Origin of the sequence: Cupriavidus pinatubonensis, from assembly GCF_019602855.1 — a bacterium.
Lineage (GTDB): Bacteria > Pseudomonadota > Gammaproteobacteria > Burkholderiales > Burkholderiaceae > Cupriavidus > Cupriavidus pinatubonensis.
On sequence record NZ_CP080767.1, the window covers coordinates 768942 to 792686 of the forward strand.

The 23745-nt window shown below is 56.6% G+C and carries 17 protein-coding genes; 11 read left to right on the plus strand and 6 right to left on the minus strand.

Features of this window, described 5'->3' with window-relative positions:
• Positions 1 to 140 precede the first annotated feature (140 nt).
• From K2O51_RS16070 to K2O51_RS16120, 11 genes are all read left to right on the plus strand, one after another.
• Positions 141 to 1571, plus strand: coding sequence for a mannose-1-phosphate guanylyltransferase/mannose-6-phosphate isomerase (locus tag K2O51_RS16070; protein ID WP_220631354.1), 1431 nt, complete (start codon positions 141 to 143; stop codon positions 1569 to 1571).
• Between the two features lie 111 nt (positions 1572 to 1682).
• A complete protein-coding gene (locus K2O51_RS16075; protein WP_245001915.1) occupies positions 1683 to 2459 on the plus strand; it encodes an ABC transporter permease in 777 nt (258 codons plus the stop codon).
• Complete coding sequence (locus tag K2O51_RS16080) at positions 2449 to 3813, plus strand: ABC transporter ATP-binding protein (protein WP_220631646.1); 1365 nt, start codon at positions 2449 to 2451, stop codon at positions 3811 to 3813. Before K2O51_RS16075 ends, K2O51_RS16080 begins: the two co-directional genes overlap by 11 nt.
• Positions 3814 to 3830: 17 nt before the next feature.
• Positions 3831 to 6719 carry a glycosyltransferase gene (locus K2O51_RS16085; protein WP_220631355.1) on the plus strand — a complete coding sequence of 963 codons (2889 nt, stop codon included), beginning with the start codon at positions 3831 to 3833 and terminating at the stop codon, positions 6717 to 6719.
• 63 nt (positions 6720 to 6782) lie between these two features.
• The gene (rfaE1, locus tag K2O51_RS16090) at positions 6783 to 7811 is read left to right on the plus strand and encodes a D-glycero-beta-D-manno-heptose-7-phosphate kinase (RefSeq protein WP_220631356.1); all 1029 of its coding nucleotides are present in this window, start codon (positions 6783 to 6785) and stop codon (positions 7809 to 7811) included.
• A complete protein-coding gene (gene rfaD / locus K2O51_RS16095) occupies positions 7808 to 8803 on the plus strand; it encodes an ADP-glyceromanno-heptose 6-epimerase (RefSeq protein WP_220631357.1) in 996 nt (331 codons plus the stop codon). The genes rfaE1 and rfaD overlap by 4 nt, the downstream gene beginning before the upstream one ends.
• 70 nt (positions 8804 to 8873) lie before the next feature.
• A complete protein-coding gene (locus tag K2O51_RS16100) occupies positions 8874 to 10106 on the plus strand; it encodes an FkbM family methyltransferase (RefSeq protein ID WP_220631358.1) in 1233 nt (410 codons plus the stop codon).
• A 77-nt stretch (positions 10107 to 10183) separates the two neighbouring features.
• Positions 10184 to 12913: a glycoside hydrolase family 99-like domain-containing protein gene (locus tag K2O51_RS16105; RefSeq protein ID WP_220631359.1), complete on the plus strand. Its 2730-nt coding sequence runs from the start codon at positions 10184 to 10186 to the stop codon at positions 12911 to 12913.
• Between the two features lie 168 nt (positions 12914 to 13081).
• Positions 13082 to 14074: a glycosyltransferase family 2 protein gene (locus K2O51_RS16110; RefSeq protein WP_280640421.1), complete on the plus strand. Its 993-nt coding sequence runs from the start codon at positions 13082 to 13084 to the stop codon at positions 14072 to 14074.
• Between the two features lie 165 nt (positions 14075 to 14239).
• Complete coding sequence (locus tag K2O51_RS16115) at positions 14240 to 15001, plus strand: glycosyltransferase (RefSeq protein WP_220631361.1); 762 nt, start codon at positions 14240 to 14242, stop codon at positions 14999 to 15001.
• A 7-nt stretch (positions 15002 to 15008) separates the two neighbouring features.
• On the plus strand, positions 15009 to 16091 hold the full coding sequence (locus tag K2O51_RS16120) for an MraY family glycosyltransferase (RefSeq protein WP_220631362.1): 1083 nt from the start codon (positions 15009 to 15011) through the stop codon (positions 16089 to 16091).
• A 131-nt stretch (positions 16092 to 16222) separates the two neighbouring features.
• On the opposite strand, the gene K2O51_RS16125 is transcribed toward K2O51_RS16120, so the two are convergent.
• The 6 genes from K2O51_RS16125 to K2O51_RS16150 form a co-directional block, all read right to left on the minus strand.
• A complete protein-coding gene (locus tag K2O51_RS16125; protein WP_220631363.1) occupies positions 16223 to 18388 on the minus strand; it encodes a hypothetical protein in 2166 nt (721 codons plus the stop codon).
• Between the two features lie 160 nt (positions 18389 to 18548).
• Complete coding sequence (locus K2O51_RS16130) at positions 18549 to 18938, minus strand: GtrA family protein (RefSeq protein ID WP_220631364.1); 390 nt, start codon at positions 18936 to 18938, stop codon at positions 18549 to 18551.
• Entirely contained in the window at positions 18938 to 20218 is a 1281-nt protein-coding gene (locus K2O51_RS16135; RefSeq protein ID WP_220631365.1) for an NAD(P)/FAD-dependent oxidoreductase, read from the minus strand. The genes K2O51_RS16130 and K2O51_RS16135 overlap by 1 nt, the downstream gene beginning before the upstream one ends.
• Complete coding sequence (locus K2O51_RS16140; RefSeq protein ID WP_425332993.1) at positions 20219 to 21166, minus strand: NAD-dependent epimerase/dehydratase family protein; 948 nt, start codon at positions 21164 to 21166, stop codon at positions 20219 to 20221.
• Positions 21167 to 21278: 112 nt separating this feature from the next.
• On the minus strand, positions 21279 to 22979 hold the full coding sequence (locus K2O51_RS16145; protein ID WP_220631366.1) for a hypothetical protein: 1701 nt from the start codon (positions 22977 to 22979) through the stop codon (positions 21279 to 21281).
• On the minus strand, positions 22980 to 23744 hold the full coding sequence (locus K2O51_RS16150) for an SDR family NAD(P)-dependent oxidoreductase (RefSeq protein ID WP_220631367.1): 765 nt from the start codon (positions 23742 to 23744) through the stop codon (positions 22980 to 22982).
• Position 23745 lies beyond the last annotated feature (1 nt).

Sequence of the window (23745 nt, forward strand, 5' to 3'; positions counted from 1 at the left end):
CATGCGCCCGTTTACCAGTCGAAGGTCGTATTTTCGGGAACTTACTTGGCCGGCGTGGGGAATGGCGAGCGGTCGTCCCTGTGACATATCGCAAGTGCGTCCCACCTTGCAGTTTCGATGTATGTAGTCAGATCACGGACATGACAATCACTCCGGTAATTCTCTGCGGTGGCTCGGGTACGCGTATGTGGCCACTGTCGCGTAGCGCCTATCCAAAGCAATTTCTGGCGTTGCACGGTGAATCCACCCTGATTCAGCAGACAGCAGGCAGGCTAGCCGGTGTGTCGGATGTTGCTTCGCCCATTGTGGTTACCAATGACGAACAGCGGTTCCTAGTGGCCGAGCAGCTGCGTCAGATTGGAGTCGAAGGGGCTCGGGTTCTGCTGGAGCCTGTCGGCCGCAATACCGGGCCGGCGATAGCTGCGGCTGCTCTCGTCGCGCTGCACGATGATCCGGATTCGATACTCCTCGTACTACCGGCCGACCATGTTATTGAGAATGTCGAGCGTTTCCGACAGATTGTCGAGCAAGCGCACCGTTTCGCGGCAAACGGCAAACTCGTGACATTCGGTATCGCACCTACGGAGCCGCACACTGGCTATGGATATATTCATCGTGGTGATCGGCTGCCCGGTCCATATCCTGCATATTCCGTGGACGCATTTGTAGAGAAGCCGGATACGACAAGGGCTGCAGAGTTCCTCGAAAGCGGCGATTACTATTGGAACAGCGGGATGTTCCTTTTTCGCGCAGACGCCTATTTGCGCGAACTTGAACAGTTTGCGCCCGATGTGTTGTGCCACGTTCGCGAGGCAGTCAGTCTTGCAAAGCAGGACTATGACTTCCTGCGCCTGCAGCGCGACGCGTTCAGTGCAAGCCGCGCGGATTCCATTGACTACATGGTCATGGAACATACCAGTCACGCAGTCGTCCTCGCCGCGGTAGAACTAGGATGGAGTGATGTGGGAACTTGGAGCACGCTCGCCGCAATCAGTCCTCGGGACGGCAATGGCAATACACTAATAGGCGATGTCGTGGCGCATGACACGCGGGATAGTTTTATCCGCAGCGAGCATCGGATGGTCGCAGTGCTCGGCATTGACAACCTTGTCGTCGTTGAAACTGCGGATGCGGTACTGATCGCATCAAAAGAATGTGCTTCGGATGTCAAGACGATCGTTGAACAGCTGAATGCAACCGGACGGGTTGAGTCCGAGATGCATCGCAAGGTACTACGACCATGGGGAAGCTATGAGGGTGTGGACAGCGGTGAGCGTTTCCAGGTCAAGCGGATTGTTGTCAATCCAGGCGCTTCGCTATCACTCCAGATGCATTACCATCGGGCCGAGCATTGGGTCGTCGTAAAAGGCACGGCACGCGTGTTGAACGGTGACAAGACAGTTCTGCTTTCGGAGAATCAGTCGACTTACATTCCAGTTGGCACCATGCATCGCCTAGAAAATCCTGGCAAGGTTCCGCTGGAGATGATCGAAGTTCAGTCGGGGGCATATCTCGGAGAAGACGACATTGTTCGCTTCGAGGACAACTATGGCCGTACCGAGTCTAAATGACAGGGGCGTGGTTTTGCCATGCCGCCACTGGGTCGAAAGTTGAACAAATCGACCCCCTTTCCAGGGAATATGTTGCGCTTTCTTATCTCACCACTGCGGATCGTCAATACCATGATCGAACACCGCGCACTGATCGTCGCGTTGACGACGCGCGAAGTACTCGGTCGCTACCGCGGTTCGGTGCTCGGGCTGTTCTGGGCGGTTTTTCAGCCAGTTCTCATGCTTGCGGTCTACACCTTCGTCTTTGGCTTGATATTCCGGTCCAGGTGGCCTGGCGGTAGTGGCTCGCGTGCGGAGTTTGCGCTAGTGTTGTTCGCCGGATTGTTGGTATTTAACATGTTTGCGGAATGCCTAAACCGAGCCCCGACCCTGATCGTATCCAATTCAAATTATGTGAAACGGGTTGTTTTTCCGCTCGAGATCCTTCCGTGTGTTACGGTTGGGGTAGCGCTGTTCCAGTTGCTTGTCAGCTTTGTAGTCTGGTTGGCGTTTCACGCCTTCACGATTGGCATGCCACCGGTTACGGCATTGCTGTTTCCAATTGCGCTGCTTCCCCTAGTGTTTTTTGCGTTGGCCGTAGCGTGGCTTTTCTCCTCCCTCGGAGTCTATCTTCGCGACACGGTGCAGGTGACCGGCCTGGTGACGGCGGTCCTGATGTTCCTTAGTCCGATTTTCTATCCTGCCGATGCGATTCCAGCGCGCTTCCGTGCCTTCGCTGATCTCAATCCCCTTGTGCCAATCATTGAGCAGGTTCGACGCGTTTTGATCTGGAAGCAGGGGCTGGCACTCGACCAATATCTTCCGGTTTTATTAGTGTCGCTGCTAGCGCTCTGGTTTGGTTATTCATGGTTCGAGAAGACCAGGAAGGGGTTTGCAGATGTCCTCTGATGTGGCTATCCGAATCGACAATCTAAGTAAGTGCTATAACATCTACGACAGACCGGCAGACCGCCTGCTCCAGATGGTATTTAGGGGGCGCCGCAGGTACTTTAGGGAGTTCTGGGCGGTAAGGGGCGTCTCTTTCACTGTTGAGCGCGGCAAGACAGTTGCAATTATTGGGCGCAATGGCGCAGGAAAGTCGACGCTGCTGCAGATGATATGCGGGACACTAACGCCAAGCGAGGGGCGTATCGAGGTCCACGGACGCGTGGCGGCGTTGCTCGAACTGGGTGCGGGCTTTAATCCCGAGTTCACAGGTCGGGAGAACGTTTACCTGTCCGCATCGTTGCATGGTTTGTCACGGGCACAGGTGGATGCACGGTACACGGCCATCGCAGAGTTTGCTGGCATTGGCGATTACATCAATCAGCCTGTCAAGACGTACTCGAGTGGTATGTTTGTGCGACTCGCGTTTGCGGTGATCGCCCATGTCGACGCGGACATTCTAATCGTCGATGAGGCACTGAGCGTGGGTGATGCATTTTTTCAGCAAAAGTGCATGCGCTTTTTGCAGGACTTCAAGTCGAGGGGGGGCACACTGCTGTTCGTCAGTCACGACATGACGGCTGTCAATGCACTGTGTGAGGAGGCTGTCTTGTTGCGTCGCGACGGCTCGGAGTATTCATATGAGAGAGGGTCGCCCAAAGAGATCGCGATGGTGTATCTGCGAGATCTGTATTCGGACAGAGCGGCAAGCCAGAATGTAGCCGATACCGGTGAATCTTTGCCCCAAAAAGGTTACCCAACACCGTTGGATTCGTCGGGGCTTGAATGTAAGTCAACGGGGCGCTCGTACGTAATCGAGAATGTCCCCCCCGTCCACTACCACGTATCCGAGTTCAGGCCCGACGCAGAAAGCTTCGGCCTTGGGGGCGCCCGTATCACGGAAGTCTTCTTCCGGAATGCCGAGGGTATGTCAGTGAGCGAGTTTATGTCTGAAGACGAGATCCGACTGATAGTTCGGGCGCGCGTAAACAAGGACATTACATATCCGGCAATTGGCTTTGTGTTGAAGGATGACAAAGGGCAGAAGCTGATGGCAGAGAGTACGGACAGCTACCTGCGCCATATGGCAATTGAGGCGAAGTCCGGCGCGGAAGTCGAGGCAATCTTCAAAATGAACTTTCCTGCGCTGATTCGCGGCGAATACCCGATTGACGTGGCCTTCGCGGAGGGGCCTGGAGATGATCACGTCCAACATCATCTAATGCATGACGTTGTGGTAGTAACCGCGCTAGGTACAAATCTCGTGCATGGCAAGATTGGTGCTCCGTCACTGGCGGTGACATTCGATATCAATTGACGGATGGATCGATTTCAATGGCATTGAAGCAGTGTAAGTACGGCGTGTTTGAGTTGTCTCCCGGCGAGTCGCCTGAGTGCGACTCGCTGTGGCGATATGGCGAATGGGACGAGCGCTTGCTCGTTGTTATGCGTCGTTTTCTTTCCGCTGGCGACGTCGTCGTGGACGTCGATGCCTCTGACGGAGTACATGCGGTCGCGTTTGCCCGCATCGTAGGTGAGGGCGGGCAAGTTCACGCGTTTGAAGTTAATGCTAATTCGTCATTACTGCTTCAGCGAAATGTTGAACGGAACCGCCTGACCCATGCCATTTCGATTCACCCGCGGGCTGATGAGATTTCCTTGGATACGGCCCGTTTGCCTGGCATGAACCTTATCCGCATCGGCCCCGATGCGGATGCTGTGACGACGCTACGGTTGGCCGAAGCTAGTATCGCCACCTCGCGACCCGTCATCGTGATGGACGCCCAGTCCATCCGGGACAGCCAGAGCGTGATTGAGTGGGCGCATGATAAGACCTATAAGGTATTTACGCACATTGCCCATGTGTTCAATCCCGAAAACTATCGGGATTGCAGTGAGAATGTATTCGGCAACGCACAGCGGGTCGCGGTAATCCTTGTGCCGGAAGCAACCATTGACGCGATAGACCTTCGGGGCTTGCATTCGGTTGAGAGTGCCTCGCAATTGGAGGGGCAGCGCGCTACACATAGCGCTTCGAGTCCGTTGACCTTTCCAAGGTCAGTCGATGCTTATGCCACTGTGCCGAGCATGCGCGAGCAGCTGGTCGCCATGGATTCCGAATTGCACTTCAACGTGGGTGAATCGACGGACTTCGCTTCGGCAGTGCATATAGTGGTTCCTTTCTACAAACGGCCGGAGTTGGTAAGTCAGATTTTTGAATCGCTCGTAGCCGTTGCGGATGAGATCAAAGAGATCGGTGCGAAAGTATTCTTTTATAACGACAGTCCAGATTACGAGCCATTGCAGGCCGCGTTGGACGAATGCACCTTCGACGACCCTGCAATTGAGTTTGTGGTAATCCGCAATGAATCCAATCTAGGGTTCATCGGTACTTGCAATGCCGCCTTTGCTCACGCCAAAGCGCGGCGTGCTGATGTCATTCTGTTGAACTCGGACACGATGGTGTTTCCGGGTGCACTCAGGGAGCTGCGTGACGTAGCCGCGTTAGACCCGATGATCGGCTTTGTCTCGCCGCGTAGCAACAACGCGACACTGGCCACCTTGCCTCATAGTTTTCTGGATCGTGACGTGACACCGGATGCCGGCTACACGGCGTTTCTACAGCATTCGGCAGCATTGCCGCGGTATGTTTTTGTTCCGACTGCTGTCGGCTTCTGCCTTCTCATCAAATGTGCGGTGTATAGCGAATTCGGGGTGTTCGACCCTATCTATGGCGCCGGCTACAACGAGGAGAACGATCTTGTCATGCGGGCCAATCGCGCAGGCTATCGCGCGGTCCTCGCCAACAAGGCGTTTGTCTGGCATCAGGGTGAGCAGTCCTTCGGTAGTTCGCCGCAAGCGAAGCAGGCTCGTGAGGAGCGGAATGCTCCAATCTTGAATTCGCGATATCCGGAGTATTTGCCGAGAATTCATGCACATTTTGCCTCGCCCGAATACCGCGCCGAAGATCTAATGGGATACGCTTCCGGAGATCAAGGCGAGCCCACCATCGCCTTTGATTTCTCAACGTTTGGTCCATATTTCAATGGGACGTTTGAGTCTGGCATTCGGCTCCTGGAGGCTGCTGCGCGGACGTGGCCGCCTTATTGTAAAATCGGGGTTTACATGAGCAAGGTCGCGTGGGAGTTCCATGGGCTGGCTCGCTTAGAGCGCGTGTTGCGGCTTGATGTCGACGATCCGAAGGCCAAGGTTTCCTCGATCCTCCGCATCGGCCAGCCCTTTGATGTGCAGGCAGTAGAACGGATCGCAAATCGGGCGCCTGTTCTCGGCATCTTCATGCTCGATACCATCTCGTATGATTGCGGATACCTTGCATTGTCTTTCGATGCTGCTATCTGGCGCCACGTCTTTGAACACACCGACGTTTTGTTCACAAACTCCCGGTTTACCCTGGAGCGCATTGCCAGCCGGTTCAAGATCGGCCCTCGTGTAATGCGACGGGTCTCGCGACATTCGCTGGATGTGACGGAATATGCAGCGCCTTCCCCGCAAGTAGCCGTGGAGCGATTGCACATTTTCGTCATCGGCAATCACTTCAGTCACAAGTTTGTGCGGCCTACAGTCGATGCACTGGCAACGGCATTTCCAGACCGTAAGATTGTTGCGGTGGGCTATGGGGAGCCGTTGCCACAGTTTCCGAATATTGAATGCTACGAGAGTGGGAGTATTTCGAATGAGACATTCGAGCGCTTCTACGCGGATGCGGAGGTAGTTGTTTTTCCGAGTCACTACGAGGGTTTCGGATTTCCTATCCTCCATTCGCTTGCTCGGAAAAGACCGATCTACGTGCGGAATTCAGCGCTGTATCGCGAATTGGCTCGAGACATTGCCGGAGCGGAGAATATCCAATATTTCTCCACTCTGGATGCTTTGGTTGAGCAGTTGCGAGCAGGTGTTGGCACTCAATGGAAACCTGCGCGGGAGCCTGGGGAGCGAAATGGCTGGGACCGCTCAGCTCGCGAGGTCTTCCATGCTCTCGAGCAGGCACGCTCGACGCTATCGTATGACGCACTCGTTGAAAGGTTGCGGGAAGTTGATCAGCTTGGATCGGTAGGCAGTGGCGTGTTGATTGCACAGACTCCTGCACGGATCGTTGGGCGTAAAGTAGAGGTTGCGATCGAGCGATTGCTCAGTGTTCCTGGAGTTAGGCCTGTGGCGCGACGTGCCTGGAGGGCGGTCCGGCGCAGGCGTACCGCAGATTGATTCGCTGTATTGCACGAGGGTTGTTGCTCACCGCACTGGTGTTTTCGTTTCCCTAATGTCTCTATGAGTTCTTTTCAGAGTAATGCCGACAGCGCGGCGTCGCATGGCGAGCTTCTCGATTTTGTTTCCCGAGACCGGCTATCGACTAGTCGCGTGCTTGTCGCGGGCGATGTGATGCTCGATCGCTACTGGTTCGGGAATGTCACACGTATATCTCCGGAAGCGCCGGTACCGATAGTTCATGTTCAACGCACGGAAGATCGGCTAGGAGGCGCAGCCAATGTAGCGCGAAACGTTGCCGCGTTAGGCGCTCATGCAGGGCTCTTGTGCGTACTTGGGGTTGACGAGCCAGGCGAGCGTCTGTTCGAGCTGTTGAAGGAAAGTGGCATTACGCCGCATGTCGAGCGTGATTTCGCGCTACCGACAACGATCAAGTTGCGTGTGATTGCACACCAGCAACAGTTAATGCGAGTCGATTTTGAGAAGACTCCGGCCCATGAAGTGTTATTGGCCGGCTTGAACCGATTCAGCGAGGTATTGCAAACGCACGACGTGGTGTTACTTTCCGACTATGCGAAAGGCGGCCTGACACATGTGACTAAGATGATCACCTTGGCACGGGCCGCGGGCAAACCGGTTCTTGTCGACCCCAAGGGCGATGACTGGGAGCGTTATCGTGGCGCCACGCTAATGACCCCGAACCGTGCCGAACTAAGGCAAGTCGTCGGCGCGTGGCAATCGGAGCAGGATTTGCTGGCCAAGGTGAGTCAGTTGCGGTCTGCGCTTGGGATCGAGGCTTTGCTTCTCACGCGCTCCGAGGAAGGCATGACTCTCTTCAGCAATGCCGGCGTGATCCATGAGTCGGCGCTTGCACGCGAAGTGTATGATGTTTCCGGGGCTGGAGATACTGTTATTGCGACTATGGCGGCAATGCTGGCATCCGGCCTGCCTATGGCTAATGCCATGAGCCTCGCCAATCGGGCGGCGGGGATCGTTGTGGGCAAACTCGGTACCGCGACGGTTGACTATAAAGAACTATTTCCTTTGACGCCGACCGCCTTGCAGAGCGGCGATGTGAGATCCATTCAATGACCATTATTGTTACCGGTGCCGCCGGATTCATTGGCAGCAATCTCGTCAAGGCTCTGAACGAACGTGGAGAGACGAGAATTATTGCGGTTGATAATCTCGCAAAGGCAGAGAAATTTCACAACTTGGTAGACTGCGAAATTCACGATTACCTCGACAAGCACGCTTTTGTTGAGCGATTTGTGCGAGGAGATTTCGGCAGCGTCCGTGCGGTATTTCATCAGGGGGCCTGCTCCGACACCATGGAAGGTGACGGCCGGTACATGATGGAAAATAACTACACTTATAGCCGTGCAGTGCTGGAGGCATGCCTTACGCAGGGCGCCCAGTTTCTCTATGCCTCGTCAGCGGCGGTCTATGGCGGTTCAAGCGTGTTCGTAGAGGATCGCAAGCACGAAGGGCCGTTGAATGTATATGGCTACTCGAAGTTCCTGTTTGACCAGGTCGTGCGTCGAGCATTGCCGACAGCACGTAGCCAGATTGCCGGCTTTCGGTACTTCAACGTTTATGGCCCGCGAGAGGCGCACAAGGGGCGGATGGCGTCCGTGGCGTTCCATAATTTCAATGAGTTCCGCGCGAATGGAAAAGTGAAGCTCTTTGGCGAATACAACGGATACGGACCGGGCGAGCAGACGCGCGATTTTGTCTCTGTCGAAGATGTCGCGAAGGTCGCTCTGGACTTTTTCGAGCATCCGGAACGTTCAGGGATTTACAACCTCGGGTCCGGGCGTGCTCAGCCCTTCAATGATATCGCCGTAACCGTGGTTAATACGCTGCGCGAGCTCTCGGGTGAGCATCCGATGTCGCTGCAAGACATGGTCTCGCAAGGCGTGTTGGAATACATCCGTTTTCCGGACGCGTTGCGTGGCAAGTATCAGTGCTTTACCCAAGCCGATGTGTCGCGCCTGCGCGCCGCTGGCTATGAGGCTCCTTTCCTGAGCGTTCAGGAAGGGGTCGGACGATATGTTCGGTGGTTGATGGAGCAGGGGCGCTGAGTCACATGGCTATGGAAAGGGGGCAGGCAGCAGTTGCAGTGGGCTTTCTGTACGAGCAGGGCAATCAGGAATGGACGTAGTGTTTTCAACGAATCTTTTCGAGACAGTTACCACGCGCTATGGTGCGGTTACGTTCTTTGCGAACGATACTGGTGCCATCAGCGCCTCTCTCCGCAAGTACGGAGAGTGGGCAGAGAATGAGGTCAGCTTCATGCTGTCGCTGCTTCGGCAAGGCGACACCGTGGTTGACGTAGGTGCCTATATTGGCACGCATTCAATGGCCTTCGCACGTGGTGTCGGGAGTACCGGAAAGGTTGTTGCCATTGAGGCCCAGGCTAGCAGCTTCGAAGTGCTTTCGCAAAACAAGGCGGCAAACGGATTGGACAATGTTCGGCTGGAAAATGCAGTCGCATCGTCTTCGAGTTCTCGAGAACTGATTCCATCGATCGACATCGCTTCGCCGGCAAGCTACGGCAGTGCGTCGTTACGCGACGTCTTGTTGCCCAGTGCGGGCTCCCATGTCCCAGCCACACAACCCGACGCCCAGCTTGGTCTTGCAGTAAAGGCGATTGCGGTGGACGACTTGGACCTCGGTTCCTGCTCCCTGATCAAGATCGACGTGGAAGGCATGGAAGACGTGGTTTTGCAGGGTGCCACGCGAACCATTAGTCAGTTCAAACCTGTCATCTACGCGGAATGCAATTCGCTGGAAGATGGGCTGCGGACGGTGAGGGCCATGAAGGCACTCAACTATCGCGTTCGCGCGCACGTTGTGCTCGCCTACAACGCTGCGAACTACAGAAGCGACGAAGAGAATATTTTTGGTGGTGCACGCGAAGTTGCGCTTGTGGGTACCCCTGCAGCGGGGTACGACCCCCTGTCGGCGTACCAATCTCGGCCTTGCGAGTATCTGATGGATATCGGGACAGCAGATGATCTTGCGTTGGCATTGCTGAACAAGCCTCAGTATGTGCCGGAGGTTCTTCGCGAGAGTGCCGCGGCGCGTTCCGGCGGCGCGGCGTTTCTCGACGCAATGCACGGCCTGCTTGACAAGATCGATGTGCTGCATGGCAAGTTGGGTCAATTGAACGATGACTTGAGCCTTGCACGCGACGACTTGAGCCATGCGCAAGAGGAACTGAAGCGAAGCGTCCAGGAGCGTGCTGAATTGCAGGAACAACTCCGAGAGTCAGAGGGCAATGCGCAGCGATTGCAGGCGATGATTGTGGAGATACAGGGATCAGGTAGTTGGCGGCTCACGGCGCCACTCCGTGCAATGTCGAAGGCGTTGAGCCGTCGGTGAAATGTCCAGCGGCTGGAGTTCCAGCTGAGCGCGACGGTCAAGGGAAGGCCGGGTTGATTTTGAAAGGTGATATTGGGATGAGAATCGTAATTGGTCTGGTGGAGCATATCGGCGACGTCGTCGCGTGTGAACCAGTTGCGCGGTATCTTAAGCTCCGGTATCCGGACTGCAGCTTGTCTTGGGTGGTCGCCGGCGCCTATAGGGAACTCATCGATTCCAATCCGTACGTTGACGAAACTATTCCGGTTGACTGTCTGACGGACTGGATCAAAATCTCGAAGCATGGGAAGTATGACAAGATCGTCGACCTGCACGTCAATTATCGCGTCTGCGCTCATTGCCGAATTCCGCTGATCAAGGAACATGGCAATCCATATATTAATGCCTATGAATGGCTCGATCATGGTGCCTTGCTGGAAGCCTTCACGGTTGGTGCTGGGCTCCCCAAGCTGTCCGCGGCGCCGCGACTCTATCTAGGTGAGGCTCAGACCCAAGCCGTCGATGCGCTCGGGCTTCCTGAACGTTACTGCGTGATCCATCGCGAGTCGAATAATCTTGAGAAAGATTGGACTGGTGAGAAGTGGCGTGCTCTGGCTGAGTGGATTACCGGCGAATTGAAGCTCCCTATCGTCGAGATTGGGGCAAGCAAGGCAGGCGGAGCGAATTCCCCTCTGGCGGGACTCGCCACCGATTTGCTAAACAAGACTTCGATTCTTGAAACTGGCGAAGTCATTCGTCGTGCACAATTCTTTATCGGCGTAGATAGCGGGCCGTCGCACTTGGCTAACGCCGTGGGAGCGCCAGGTATTGTGCTGCTGGGTCGAATGGGTGCATTTCGTCAGTACACCCCTTATACCGGCCTGTATGGTAGCGAGGCACCGGAAGTCAAGCTGGTGCGTAACCTGAACGGGCCCGCGCGACAGCTTCCGCTCGCGGATGTCCGGGATGCGGCAAGATATGTGGCCGAACTGCTGGCCGAGCGCAAGCTATCCACTACACCAGCTAAGAACCCTGGCGCGGACATGGGGCATTCGCAGACGCTAGCTACCGCCGAGCTCCAGGCGGTGAACCAGGATGACCGTGATGCCCTGCTGGCGTCGGGACTTTTCGATGAGGGCTGGTATGTCATCCACCATCCAGAGGTCGAAGGGTCGCACCATAGCCCAATCGATCATTTCCTGCTCATCGGAGCAGGTCGTGGCAACATGCCAGGGCCGGGCTTCGACAGCGCCGCTTATCTGAAGCACAACCCCGACGTGGCAGCGTCGGGCATGAATCCGCTGTTGCACTACATCCGATTCGGCAAGAGTGAAGGGCGTTTGCCCGGCCGGCCGGTTCATTCTGATGCCGAAGTTAAGTCGGCAATCCGCCATACTGGTGCCGCAGCGGCGGACGCGCCGCTGCGTCTGTCTGCCGCGCTTGAAGAGGAGTCCTTCCACATCACAGCGCCGCCGGCACCGAGCTCGGAGATGCCGCGCACATTTGCCTTCTATCTGCCACAGTTCCACCCGATTGCCGAGAACGACTGGGCGCATGGAAAGGGCTTCACTGAGTGGAACAACGTCATCAAGGCAAAACCGCTCTTCAAGGGGCATTACCAGCCCCGCGTTCCCGGGGAGTTGGGGTATTACGATCTCCGCGCATTCGACGTGATGCGCGATCAGGTCGAACTGGCTCTTGAACATGGCATCACAGGGTTTTGCTTCTATTATTACTATTTCCACGGTAAGAAGCTGCTCTACAAGCCGATCGAGAACTACGTCAACTCCGATTTGAAGGCGCCGTTTTTCTTCCTGTGGGCAAATGAAAACTGGAGCAAGCGTTGGGACGGCGGCGATCAGGAAGTCATTATTGCCCAACAGCATTCAAAGGAAGACGACCTGAAATTCATTCGGGATCTTTTTCCGTTATTCGAGGATCAGCGCTATACCAAGATTTCTGGCAAGCCATTGCTGATGATCTATAAGGCGCATCTGTTCCCCAACATGTTGGCGACAGTAGAGACCTGGCGAGACGAGGCGGCTCGGCGAGGCTTCCCAGGGCTTTACCTTGTCATGGTCGACGACTGGACCCCTGAGCCCATTCAGCCAAGGACGCTTGGTTTTGACGCGAGCTACGAAATTCCATCGAACGTGATCCCGGCGGACGTTCTGAGTGACGACATTGAGTCGCTCGGGCTTGCGGACGACTTCACGGGCCGGATTGTCGATTACCAGAAATTTGCGCAGTTCCATATGAGTAGGCCTGCACCCGAGTACAGACGTTTCCGTACGGTCATGCTGCCTTGGGATAATACGCCGCGCTATGGTTCTCGAGCCATTGTCCACGTCAATACTGTTGGCGAAGGTTATAAGACCTGGCTGTCCCAAGCGCTCCTCGACACGCACACCCATCTGCCGCCAGAGGAGCGCATTGTATTGCTGCACTCGTGGAATGAGTGGTGCGAAGGCACCTACCTTGAGCCCGATGGAAAATTCGGCCGAGGCTATCTCGAGCAGACTCGCGAGGCGATCGACGATGTTCGTTCTGTGTTGTCGCTGCAGGGTTCACCAGAGTTCGCCCGTGCTATCCAGTTGCTGCAGCACGTCCAGCGTCGGAAGGACGAGGGCGCGTTCCGCATTCTGCAGGGAGCGCACGCGAAGTCCGCGGCCCTGTGGCGCGAACGCGATGCGCTTCAAGCCAAGCTGGCAGCCTTGCCGGCAACGATTTCGGACGTCACGCCCCCGCAGCGCGGAACGCCCTCGACCATGGGATCGGTCCTTGATGGTGCCCGGCGGGTGCGCAGACGAATCTTGAGTGGAACATAGGCGTCACGAAACACCGGCCCGAGGGCCGGTGCCTTGTTTGTTAAAACGCTTTCAAGCCTGTGGAGGTTTTGTTATTACCGTCACATTCGGGGTTATATGCCAATCGAGCCGCAGTGATCGGCATTGTTGGACGTCTATCGACGTGTGGAGAGACACGCTGTGTCAGGCGTGAAGCGAACCTGTGGTGTTGCTCTGTGTACGTGCAACGGAGCGGCATACTTGCGCGCCCAGCTGGATTCGTTGATCGAGCAGTCTCGGCCCCCGGATGCGATCTCGGTGAGCGACGACCACTCAGACGACGGTACGTGGGCAATGCTAGAAACTTGGGCAGATGATGTACGTGGTCGCCTTGGCATCCGTGTCCTGCTGCATCGCAATGAAATTCGCGTTGGCGTTACTCGTAACTTTGAGATAGCGATCAACGCGCTGGACACCGACTTTATCTTCCTGGCTGATCAGGACGACGTTTGGTTGGGAAATAAAATCGAGGTGTTGGCGGCTTGCCTGGAAGCGAATTCGGAAGTAATGCTTGCGCATTCAGATGCGCATTTGGTTGACTCGAACAATGTGGACTTGGGGAAGTCCTTGTATCACTCACTTTACCTAACGCCGGTCGATAACGAACTGGTTCGCCAGGGACGATTCTTCGAGGTGTATTGCCGGCGTAACCTCGTGACAGGAACGACGACAGCGTTCCGGCGTGAGCTGCTTCGCGTGGCATCGCCCTTTCCTGCATGCTATTGGCTGCATGACGAATGGCTGGCGGCATGTGCTGCGGCATGGAAAGAGGTAAGGATGCTGCCGGATAAGCTCACCCGTTACCGCCAGCATGGTAGTAATGTCGTCGGCGTGCCGAAGAGCAAAGCCGGCCGAGTTGCGAAGTATGTGAAGCGCGTCTTGGACACTCCACGTGACAACTATCTTGTCATCAAGGCAGGCCGACTCGATTTCCTCCGCCGGCGCCTCGAGCAAACCGGTCTGGCCTCCGGCGGAGCTTTGACTCTGTTGGCTGAAGCCGAAGGTCACTTCGCAAGAAGGAAGAACTTCAGCAAATGCATGTTGCCACGAATGGCTTCCATTTATCGAGAGTACCGGAGTGGAGGATATGCGCGCTTCGCGGATGGGGTAGCCGGGGTGGTCCGCGACGTGATTCATTTGTAGGCCGTACGTTGGCCGAGTTCTGTGTGGTATCAACTTCACCGAGCCAATATAGTTCGTGCCACATTGGTGCACGGGTGTCTGGAAAAGCGCATTTCCGTCAATAGAACCAGGTGGCTGAGCGCTGCTGGCGACTGCGAGGTCCCGCCGCTAAGGCCAGATTACTGAATGCACATTACTATTTCGATAGTCAGTCACCGTCAGGCAGCGCTGCTTCAGCCCCTGTTGAATGGTCTGCGCACATTGTCGTCTACGGTTCCATTGCGTGTCATTGTTACGGAGAACGTGCCCGACAGGGCACTGACCGTGGCCGATGATTTTGCCGGGCAGGTTCTGTGGATCCGCAATGCAGAGCCGAAGGGCTTCGGCGCCAACCACAACGCGGCATTTCGCCACTGCACCACTCCCTATTTCATGGTTCTGAATCCAGATGTCCGCTTTCCGGAGGGGGCGGGCGTTCACGCTCTACTTGAAGAGGTGCAATCTCGCCCAGGCGTTGCTGGGCCAAGGGTGCTCTCTCCCGACGGACGTGTCGAGGACAGTGCGCGGCGGGTGCCGGGGGTCATGCGACTGCTGATGCGGCGACTGCGCAATGTGTCTGCCCCGGACTATCCTCTGGAACGACCTGTCCAGCAGGTCGACTGGATCGCCGGGATGTGCATGCTGTTCGATTACGACAGCTTCGCAAAGGTTAGCGGCTTCGACGAGCGCTATCACCTTTATTGCGAGGACATCGATATTTGTCTCCGGCTTCATCGGCGAGGGAGGGCGGTGTCATGGGTACAATCCGCACGAGTAATTCACGATGCCCAGAGGCAAAGCCACCGTGATTGGCGGTACCTTAGCTGGCATATCAGAAGCCTGATACGACTCGCTACCTCATTCGCCTACTGGGACTACAGATTTCATCCGGCAAACCGGCATACATAAACAAGCAATGTTCGATTTTTTCTGGGTTCCTTTAATGGTCGCGGTCGTGTCCGCGATGGCCACGCTGACGCTGCGCCCACTTGCCGCGCTGGGTGGCCTGTTGGACCGTCCTGGCGGCCGCAAGCGCCATGGTGATGAAGTGCCGCTGGTCGGCGGGCTCGCCATCGTGATTGCTGTCTGGGTCGGAGCGATTCTCTTCATGCGTGGACAGGGCTACTACGTGGCGCTACTTGGGGGCATCACAGTGCTTGCAGGTGTGGGGTTGGTGGATGACTTCCGCGGAATGTCACCCCTGACCAAACTCGGCTTCCAGATCTTCGCGGCAATCCTGATGACGTCGTGGGGGGGGGTGTTCCTCATGTCGTTGGGCGATCTGTTGGGCAAGCGTGATATCGAACTCATCAACTGGGGCATCCCGCTGACCTTGTTTGCAGTCGTTGCTGTCATTAATGCCATGAACATGGTGGACGGCCTGGACGGTCTTGCGGGCGGGCTGGCTTTCATCGTTTTCGCCTGGATGGTGTATCTGGCTGGCGAAGTCCAGAATAACGCTGCTCAACGGCTGTGCGCTGTGTTTTGCGGTGCGCTGCTTGGTTTCCTGTTCTTCAACGCCCCCCATCCGTTGCGGGGAAAGCGTCGAGTCTTCCTTGGTGATGCCGGTAGCATGATGCTCGGATTCGCGATCGTTTGGTTCGCAGTCGAACTGAGCCAGCCAGCCTATAACGCCGGAAAGCACGTGCCACCGGTCGTCATGTTGTGGGTAACGGGCTTCATCCTGATAGACCTGCTGGCCGTTGTGGTGCGACGTGCTTTACTCGGCAGAAATCCGCTGTCGGCCGATCGCACGCACATGCACCATCTCCTACTACGTCTGAACCTGTCCCCGCGCTTTGCCCTGCTGATTATCCTGGTCAGCAACATCTTGTTGGGCCTCTGCGGGGTGCTCGCATGGAAGGCCGGAGTGCCAGAACCCTTGATGTTCCTAGGGTTCGTGGTGGCGGCATTCCTGCACCTGTTGGTCATGAGCAACGTTTCCCGATTCCTTCGCCGCCTGCGAGCGGTCATGCGACGGTTCAGTAAGAATCCCTGAACTGAGTCGAAGCGGGGCCCTCGCGCACGGGGGCGCTGATCGGCTTGCTGAATGATCTGATTTGCCCGCACGCAGATAGGAACGGAAGCGGTGTCTTTGGACGACTCGCGATGTACGCATCGCCCATACCCTCAATTTTTCGGCGTCTCGGTCTTCGGCACAACGCCAGCAATGCTGCGCCTGTCCATATCCCGAACCGCGATGGCGGACCATTCCCCCCATCGCGTCCCGCGATCCTCGATGGCGACTTCGATCTGATCCTTGCCCTCGAACATTGATGCGTGAGGGGTCAGTTGGACCCAATCGACTGACTCGGGCAGCATGATGTCGGGCTTGCCTTGGATCGTCATAATCTGATGGCCAGCGGTAGGCCCAGAGCGATAGAGAAAGGAATCCCCCGGTTTGAGGACCATCTTGATTTTCCCAATGTCGGCATCTCCTTGCTGCCCGGAGGTACCAATTACCCGTAATCCCAGCTTGGAAAGATCACTGCGGAAGAAATCGCTGCCGCGTTGATTCTCTGAGTCGTGCACGGACATTAGATCAACCGTGGCACGTAGGTCCCGCAGTGGCCCGATCTGCGCCGCAAACTGCGGTGCCTGCAAATTCATCGCAACTTGACAGAGCGGCTTGCCGAAGGACTCTGCTACGACGGTGACTTTCGAGGGGAGTGATGGGGTGGTTACATACCCTTCGACGTGGAATCGATATTTGCCGTGGGTTGCGGGACTGACGAATCGATCAACCCATCGGCTGGCGACTAAGCCGAATCCGATCTGCTCGCGGCTGCCATTCAGCAGCCGCACAAACCTGGGGTAATGCGCATCCTCCTCGCTGACTTCAATCGACGTGGCGAAGCGCGAATACTGAGAATCCGTGGTTGCAGCGCGCTCCAGGGGAGCCATAACGCAGTGGGCCGGCGGAATCTCCAACGCGGCGATGCTGCCCAATTGATCCCGTATAGCTCGGTAGGGGTAGTTTTGCAGGTACCCGAGGTTGGCCTTGTAAGCGGGCTGCACATAACCTTGCGTTTCATGCACGAACCTCGGGTCAGATAGCGACTCTATGGCGAGGTAGTCGTTGACGCCCATTGCCATGCCGAGCAATGCGACGCGGAGCTCGTGATACGCCTTCGGCGAGAAATTGAGGTGCGAGAACTGGAAGGCGAGCATAATACCGGCAAACGCGACAAATCCGATTCTACGCCTTGCTACTGTGAACTGTTTCTCGATCCAATCAACATACATCAGTGCGATCGCCGCCCAAGCAAGGACTGCGGGAGTTGTATAGTGCGGTACAAAAGCCGCATCAATCCCAATAACCAAGCGGGAGACAGTCGCTCCTGCATAACTGATCAACACATAACAAGAAAATGCGACAAGAGCCCATGACCGCGGTGCTTGTTGCCCGTTTCTTAGTATCTTTAGTGCCTTCGCGCAAAGAAGAGCTAGGAATATGATGCCGGTTAGCTCTATCTGGAGAAATGCGTCGTTCTTGCCGAAAAGATAGTAAAACGGCGAGCCGATCAATCGGACAAAGAATCGGAAGAAATCGACCGGCTGTGCCGCAATCGCGTGAATAAGAGAGGGGGGCGGGGAGGCCTTGAAAGAGTGCAGCACCAAAAATTGAACGATGGTGCTGGCAAACAGCAATGCCACGGACCAGCGGGGCTGACGCAGGATCAGTGCAAGTGCCAAAAACATCGGACTTGCCACTACTCCGTTTCCCATGGTGCCAACGGACAACCAACCCGCAATGACAACTCCTGCGACTCGTGCAAGGTTGATCTCCTCACGCGGGACAGCAAGCAGGTATAAGCCAACCAATGGCACAAGATACGCCTGATGAAACTGCCCTTGAAATGCCCAGGTGATATTCTCCTCCTGAAATAGGAGAAAGCTCCAGGCAACGAGGAGTGGTAGCATGAGTTGCTTTCGTCGTTCATGAAGCCCGATCAGGCAAAGCAGTGAGATGTTTGCGCCAATCAGTACCGAATTGCTGACAATTAGAAAGACATTCGTTCCATGAAAGACGCGGTTGTCGATCCAGAATAAAATTCTTTGGAAGAATATTCGGTGCTCATTGTGTGGTACTAGCCAGGCACTAATGTCGCCGTTATGAAGCTTCTCCAGGAATCCTAGGTAACCTTGCAACATATCCCATACGGGTACGGGATTGTACATAATATATTGTTGAAAAAAGGCGAGCGCGACCATGGATATGGCCGTAACGCAGAAAATCGCAGAATATATGTAATCCGACCGGGCTTCGAGTCCGGTGTTCTTGGTAGCATTCATCGGTACGATCATTCGATTGGACTTCGCAGGTCTATCAGGCTGCCCCGGCAGCCTTTGTCTTACAGACATCCCCCAATGCGTGGCCGCCCTCCGGCCGGTTCACCTTGATCCTAGTAGCGCGATCTAGCTAGGCCGGGACCGCCTAGTCTGCCGTACCGAATCAGCGAAACGAAAATTTCTTGTGCCCGATATAGCTAGTGAAAACTGGCACCGCCACGCCCACCGCGTGTGCGATCTCCTTGTCGTGCCACGTGATTCCCAGTGTGGGCAGCATGTAATACGCGAGCACTACGCTCACTCCCCACGTCTGCAGCACCGCGGCAACGTTGACCAGCGTAAAGATCATCGCTGAACGCCCCGTCGACTGCGTCGAGTCGGTGAACACGAACATCTTCGCAAGCACAAACGCCGTCACCATGCCGGTCAGGTATGCAGCCACGATCGCATACGAGTACGGCATCCACAGGTTGTAGGCGATGCGGCTCGTCCAGTTGACAGCAGCGGCAAAGCCGCCCGTCAACAGAAACAGCAGGAACGTTCTCGACGGCATTACAGCATCTTGGCCATCTTGCGGGCCAGCCCGATACTTTCGGAAATACCGCGGTCTTCGGGGTAGTAGTACGACGTGTCCGCTACCAGCAGGCCCTTCACGGGCAACTGGATCGGGGGCAGGCGGTCAAGATAACCAGGCTCGCAGATCGGTTGTGCAAACCGGTAGCGGCTCGCACGTACCTCAATGAAGTCCGATTCCGTCAGCGACGGATTGATCTTCTTGAGGTACGACTTCACCTTCTCGATGAACACATCATCGGGCTCCTGGTACTTCGGATGTTCGCCGGGCACGTAGTACGGCACATACACGATGTGGTTATCCATCCTGCGCAGGTTCGTGTACTCCACGATGCCTGGGATATCCATGTCGGGGTCATTCACGTTAAGCCAGAAGTTTTCCGTGACGGCCTTCTTGAGCTTGGCGATCACGCACACCACGGCAACGTTCTTCACGCTACGGAACTTGTCGAGGATGTCGACGGGCAGATCCGGCATGATGCGCGGCACATAGGGCAGGGGTACCGTGCTGATGATCTTGTCGAACGTCTCCAGTCCGCCCTTGGTTTCGACGCCCATCACCTGGCTCTGCTCGATCACCACGCGCTGTACGGGCGTGGACAAGCGGAACTCGCCGCCACCGGCGATGATCGCGTCGCGCATGCCGTTGAGCAGCGTGTCGGAGCCACCGTCGAGGTAGCCGAGCTTCTCGTGGGAGATGTCATAGCGCGACCTGCCGATACGGCGGATTCGGCTCCAGATCCACGCAGCCGACAGGTTATATGCGTAGTCGTAGAACTTGTAGTCGAACAGCCGGCGCCAAAGTACTTCCCACGCTTCCTCGCCGATCCAGCGACGGATCCAGCCGCTGGCCTCGACTTTGTCGAGCGGGCGCCAGTCATTGCGCTTGGTCGACAGGAACGCATGTAGGCCGTAGCGGAATTTAGCGACCATGCTCAGGCCCTTGAACTTGAGCAGTGCCATCGGGTTGCCCCAGGGCTGCACGTGGCCCTGGTAGTAATAGCCCATCTTGGTCTCGCGCCACTGGAGCTTGTCGATCAGGCCGAGCTCTTTGAGCACTTCGAAGAACGCGTCATCGGAGATCGCGTGGAAGTGGTAATAGCGTTCAATGGACATGCCGCCGAAGTCGAAGCACGCAGCCATGCCGCCGACACGATCGTCGGCTTCGAAGATCACGGGCTTGTGCCCATCCTTGACAAGCTGGTAGGCCGCGCCGAGCCCCATCGGACCGGCGCCAAGCACTGCAATGCGTTCACCCATTCAGAACTCCAGGACCACGCTGCCGTAGCGCGGGTCATTAAACGTTTCGTCGATTGCCTTCTTGAACGGCGTGCACGGCACACCGAAAATGCCGGGCCAGTCAATGACTTCGAACTCATCCTTGGCGCTAAGTGCCGCAAGTTGCTGCGTGGTAAACGGGGGGTTCTTGTCGAACAGCGCCCACGTCCACAGCAGCGAGTAGAACAGGCTATACGGAATGTGGAGGATTCGCGCTGGCGCGCGCGTCACTCGCTTGATCTCGCGGATGATGTCGACGTAGTCGACCTTTTCGTGGCCCGAGATGTTGTAGATGCCGCCACCAAGGCGATGCTCGATGCAGCTGATGATCACGTTGCAGAAATCGCCCACGTAGAGCGGCTGGCGCATGTAGCGGCCATTGCCAGGAATGGGGAACACCGGCACTTTCTTCATGAAGCGCGACAGCCAACCCAAGTGCTTGCGGTCGAACCAGCCGAACATCAGGGTAGGGCGGAGAATCGGACAGGGGATGCCGCTATCGAGCACCAACTTCTCCTGGGCAATCTTGCTGCGCGTATAGAAGTCGTCGGCCACCGACTCGACTACCGACGAACTGATATGCACGAGATATGGCGGCGTTTCGCAATTCTTGATGGCTTCCAGAATGACGCCGGTCGATTCGACATTGTTGCGAACGAACTCGTCGTAGTCGATGCCTCCAATCTGAGCCTGAAGCATCACGACGACCGCGGCGTCTTCAATTTCCCTGACCCAATCTCCAGCCGTGGAGATGTCGACGCACTCTACGCGTATGCCGGGTTGCGTCCGCTTCAGGACCTCGACGTTGGCGCGGTGCTTGTCGAGCACGACGATATTCGTGTAGCCGAGGTCCTTGAGACGGGCGGCAAGGTTCTGCCCGACGAGCCCGGCTCCGCCCGGTAATACAATTTTTTCGTTCAGATTTTTCACACTACGCCTCTGTTGATTGGCTTTATCTTTTGTCGCGGGGAACCGCCTGCCTCGTCCGCCCTGCCCGAAAAATCGCGGGCGTCAGCAATTGGCAATGTTCCGCATTCAAGTTTCAGGAGCCCGACCCCGGCTTCGGCGTGTCCGTGCGGAGTCGGCAAGAATCGGAATCCATAGCCGCGGCGATCGTAGAGCCCACTTGGTCCGCCTTCACATAGCCAGTGAAGCCTGACCGCGCCCCCTCCTTGCCAACAGCCTTGGCAACGTCCGGGCGCAAGCTGCCTTGGATAGCGAATCCGATGATCCTGCCGCCTGCGTCGAATAGTCTGACGAGTTGGCCGGAGTGTGGTGCTTGGCCATCGAGAATCCACCCTTCGAGCTTCACAAAGCGGCTGTCGCCCGGAATTGCATCGATGGTATCCAGACTACCCCGGCATTGCTCGGGCACATCAGATCGCATCTGTGCTCCGAGTTGCCTGCGTAAGTCCTTGAACGGATACTGGCCGAAGACAGACAGATTGTCGGCAATAGCCTCGTCGCCAATGCGGCGTGCGACTGTCGGATTCGGGAAAACCGTCCTGATCGCGGCTCCGTCGTCTACGCCGAGACTGAGCGCCAACGCCGCGATATTCCGTTCGAAGGCAAATTCGCCGGGATTGCGCCACGCATGTGCTTGCTGTGCAAGCATCAATACGATGACCGGTGTCATGTACCAGGTGCCCCGCTTGCGCACGAATGAGAGAACGGTATCGAGATGGAGTAGCAGGAAGCAGCCCCAGACCATCAGTGCGGGCGTAGTGTAACGCCCGCTCAGTGCTTGCTCGACGCCGAATATCAGGCGGCCGCTCGCGGTTCCAAGTGCCGTCCCCCCGATGTAAAGGATAAAGACGAGGAGCGCCAACCTGAGCGGCTCGCGGCGGGGGGAACGGAGCATGCGGAATCCGATGTGCGCGGAGCCGATAATCAGCAGAGCGCTCGCGGCCATGGCGACGGCGCGACCGAACGTGCCATGGAGCATGTAGTAAAAAGGGCTGCCCAAATACAGCAGAACGTACTTGGTCAGGCCGATCGGGTCGTCGCGGATAGCTTGCGCGAGTGACCCGTGCGCGCCGGGTTTTACATAGTGGTCGAAATAGAGATACAGCGTCGCGACGGCCAGTATGGCAAGAATCGACACGCGAAGTCGGCCCATTCCCATGGCCAGTGCGAACAGCGTCATCAAGGGGAGCAACAAGACACCGTTTGCCATCGAGCCGACTGACGCAATGCCAATCACTACCGCAGCGAAAAACGCCAGATTGCGTCTTTCGTCGTCGACGGCGCGGGACAGCACGTAAAGTCCGGCAAGCGGAAGCAATTGGGCGAGGAAGAACTGACTCTGGAATGCCCAGGTCAGATTCTGCTCTTGCATCCAATTGAACAGCCACGCCGTAAGCAGGCAGCCGATCACGAATTCGGCGCCGTCAGGGCGAGCGGACCCTGACAGGTCGTGCAGGATGCGCCAGAAGAGGGCGGTGCTCATGAAGACGAACAGGTAGTTCGTGGCAATGAGGAAATAGCTCATTCCTGAGAAAAACCTGAAATCCAGCCAGAACAGCATGCGTGCCAGAACGATGCGATGCTCGTTATGCTGCGCCCACCAGGCGCTCTCGTCTCCACGCGATAGTTTCAAGATGAAGCCAAGTCCTCCATCCCACATGTCCGCCCAGGGTACGGACGAAAATGTGCGAATACCGCCGATGATCGCCATGGCGATCATCGCAACAGCGAAGACCGCATACAAAAGCTTCACCTGCTTGCTACCAAGCCGCGGCATTCAAATATCCATCTTGTTAAAGACAACGCTCGGCAAATGTCGGATCACCATCATGATCACGGCCCATTTCCCCGGTGCGTAGACTACCGGCTTGCCCGCGCGCATCCCGTCGACGATGCACTTCGCGACATCTTCCACCCTGGCCATCTTGCCGGCCTGTGCGGTCATATGCGCGGTCATCGGCGTGGCGGTGGGGCCGGGTTTGATCAGTACGACCTTCACGCCGTTGCGGCCGCTGAGTGCCATGCGATGCTGCAGGCCTTGGGCGTATCGGGTAACCATGCCTTTGGCGGCGCCGTAGACATAGTTTGACTTGCGTCCACGGTCGCCAGCCACCGATCCGATGATGCCGAGCGTGCCGCGATTGGCATTCGCCATGTGTCCCGCGAAAGCTTCAGCGAACAAGACGGGCGAGATGCCGTTGACGATCAACGCCTCTGTGGATGCCGCGAGATCCTGCTGGCAGAGCTCCTGGTCGGGCAGCGAGCCGTGCGCGATCAGTACGGTGTCAAGCGGGCCATCTGCCGCGATGGTGTCAGCCAGCTGGCGAATCGCGGCTGGGTCGGCAAACTCGCTTTCGACAATGCGGACCGCTGCGCGGGGGCCGCGAACCTGGAGATCGGCAGCGATGCGCTCGGCTTTCTCGCGGTTGCGAACCACAAGCGTCAGTTCGGCTCCCGGTTCGGTTGCCCATGTGCGCGCGCAGTGCTCGGCGATCGAGGAGGTTGCGCCGACGATGACGATTCGCTTTCTCTGGTCTTGCAAG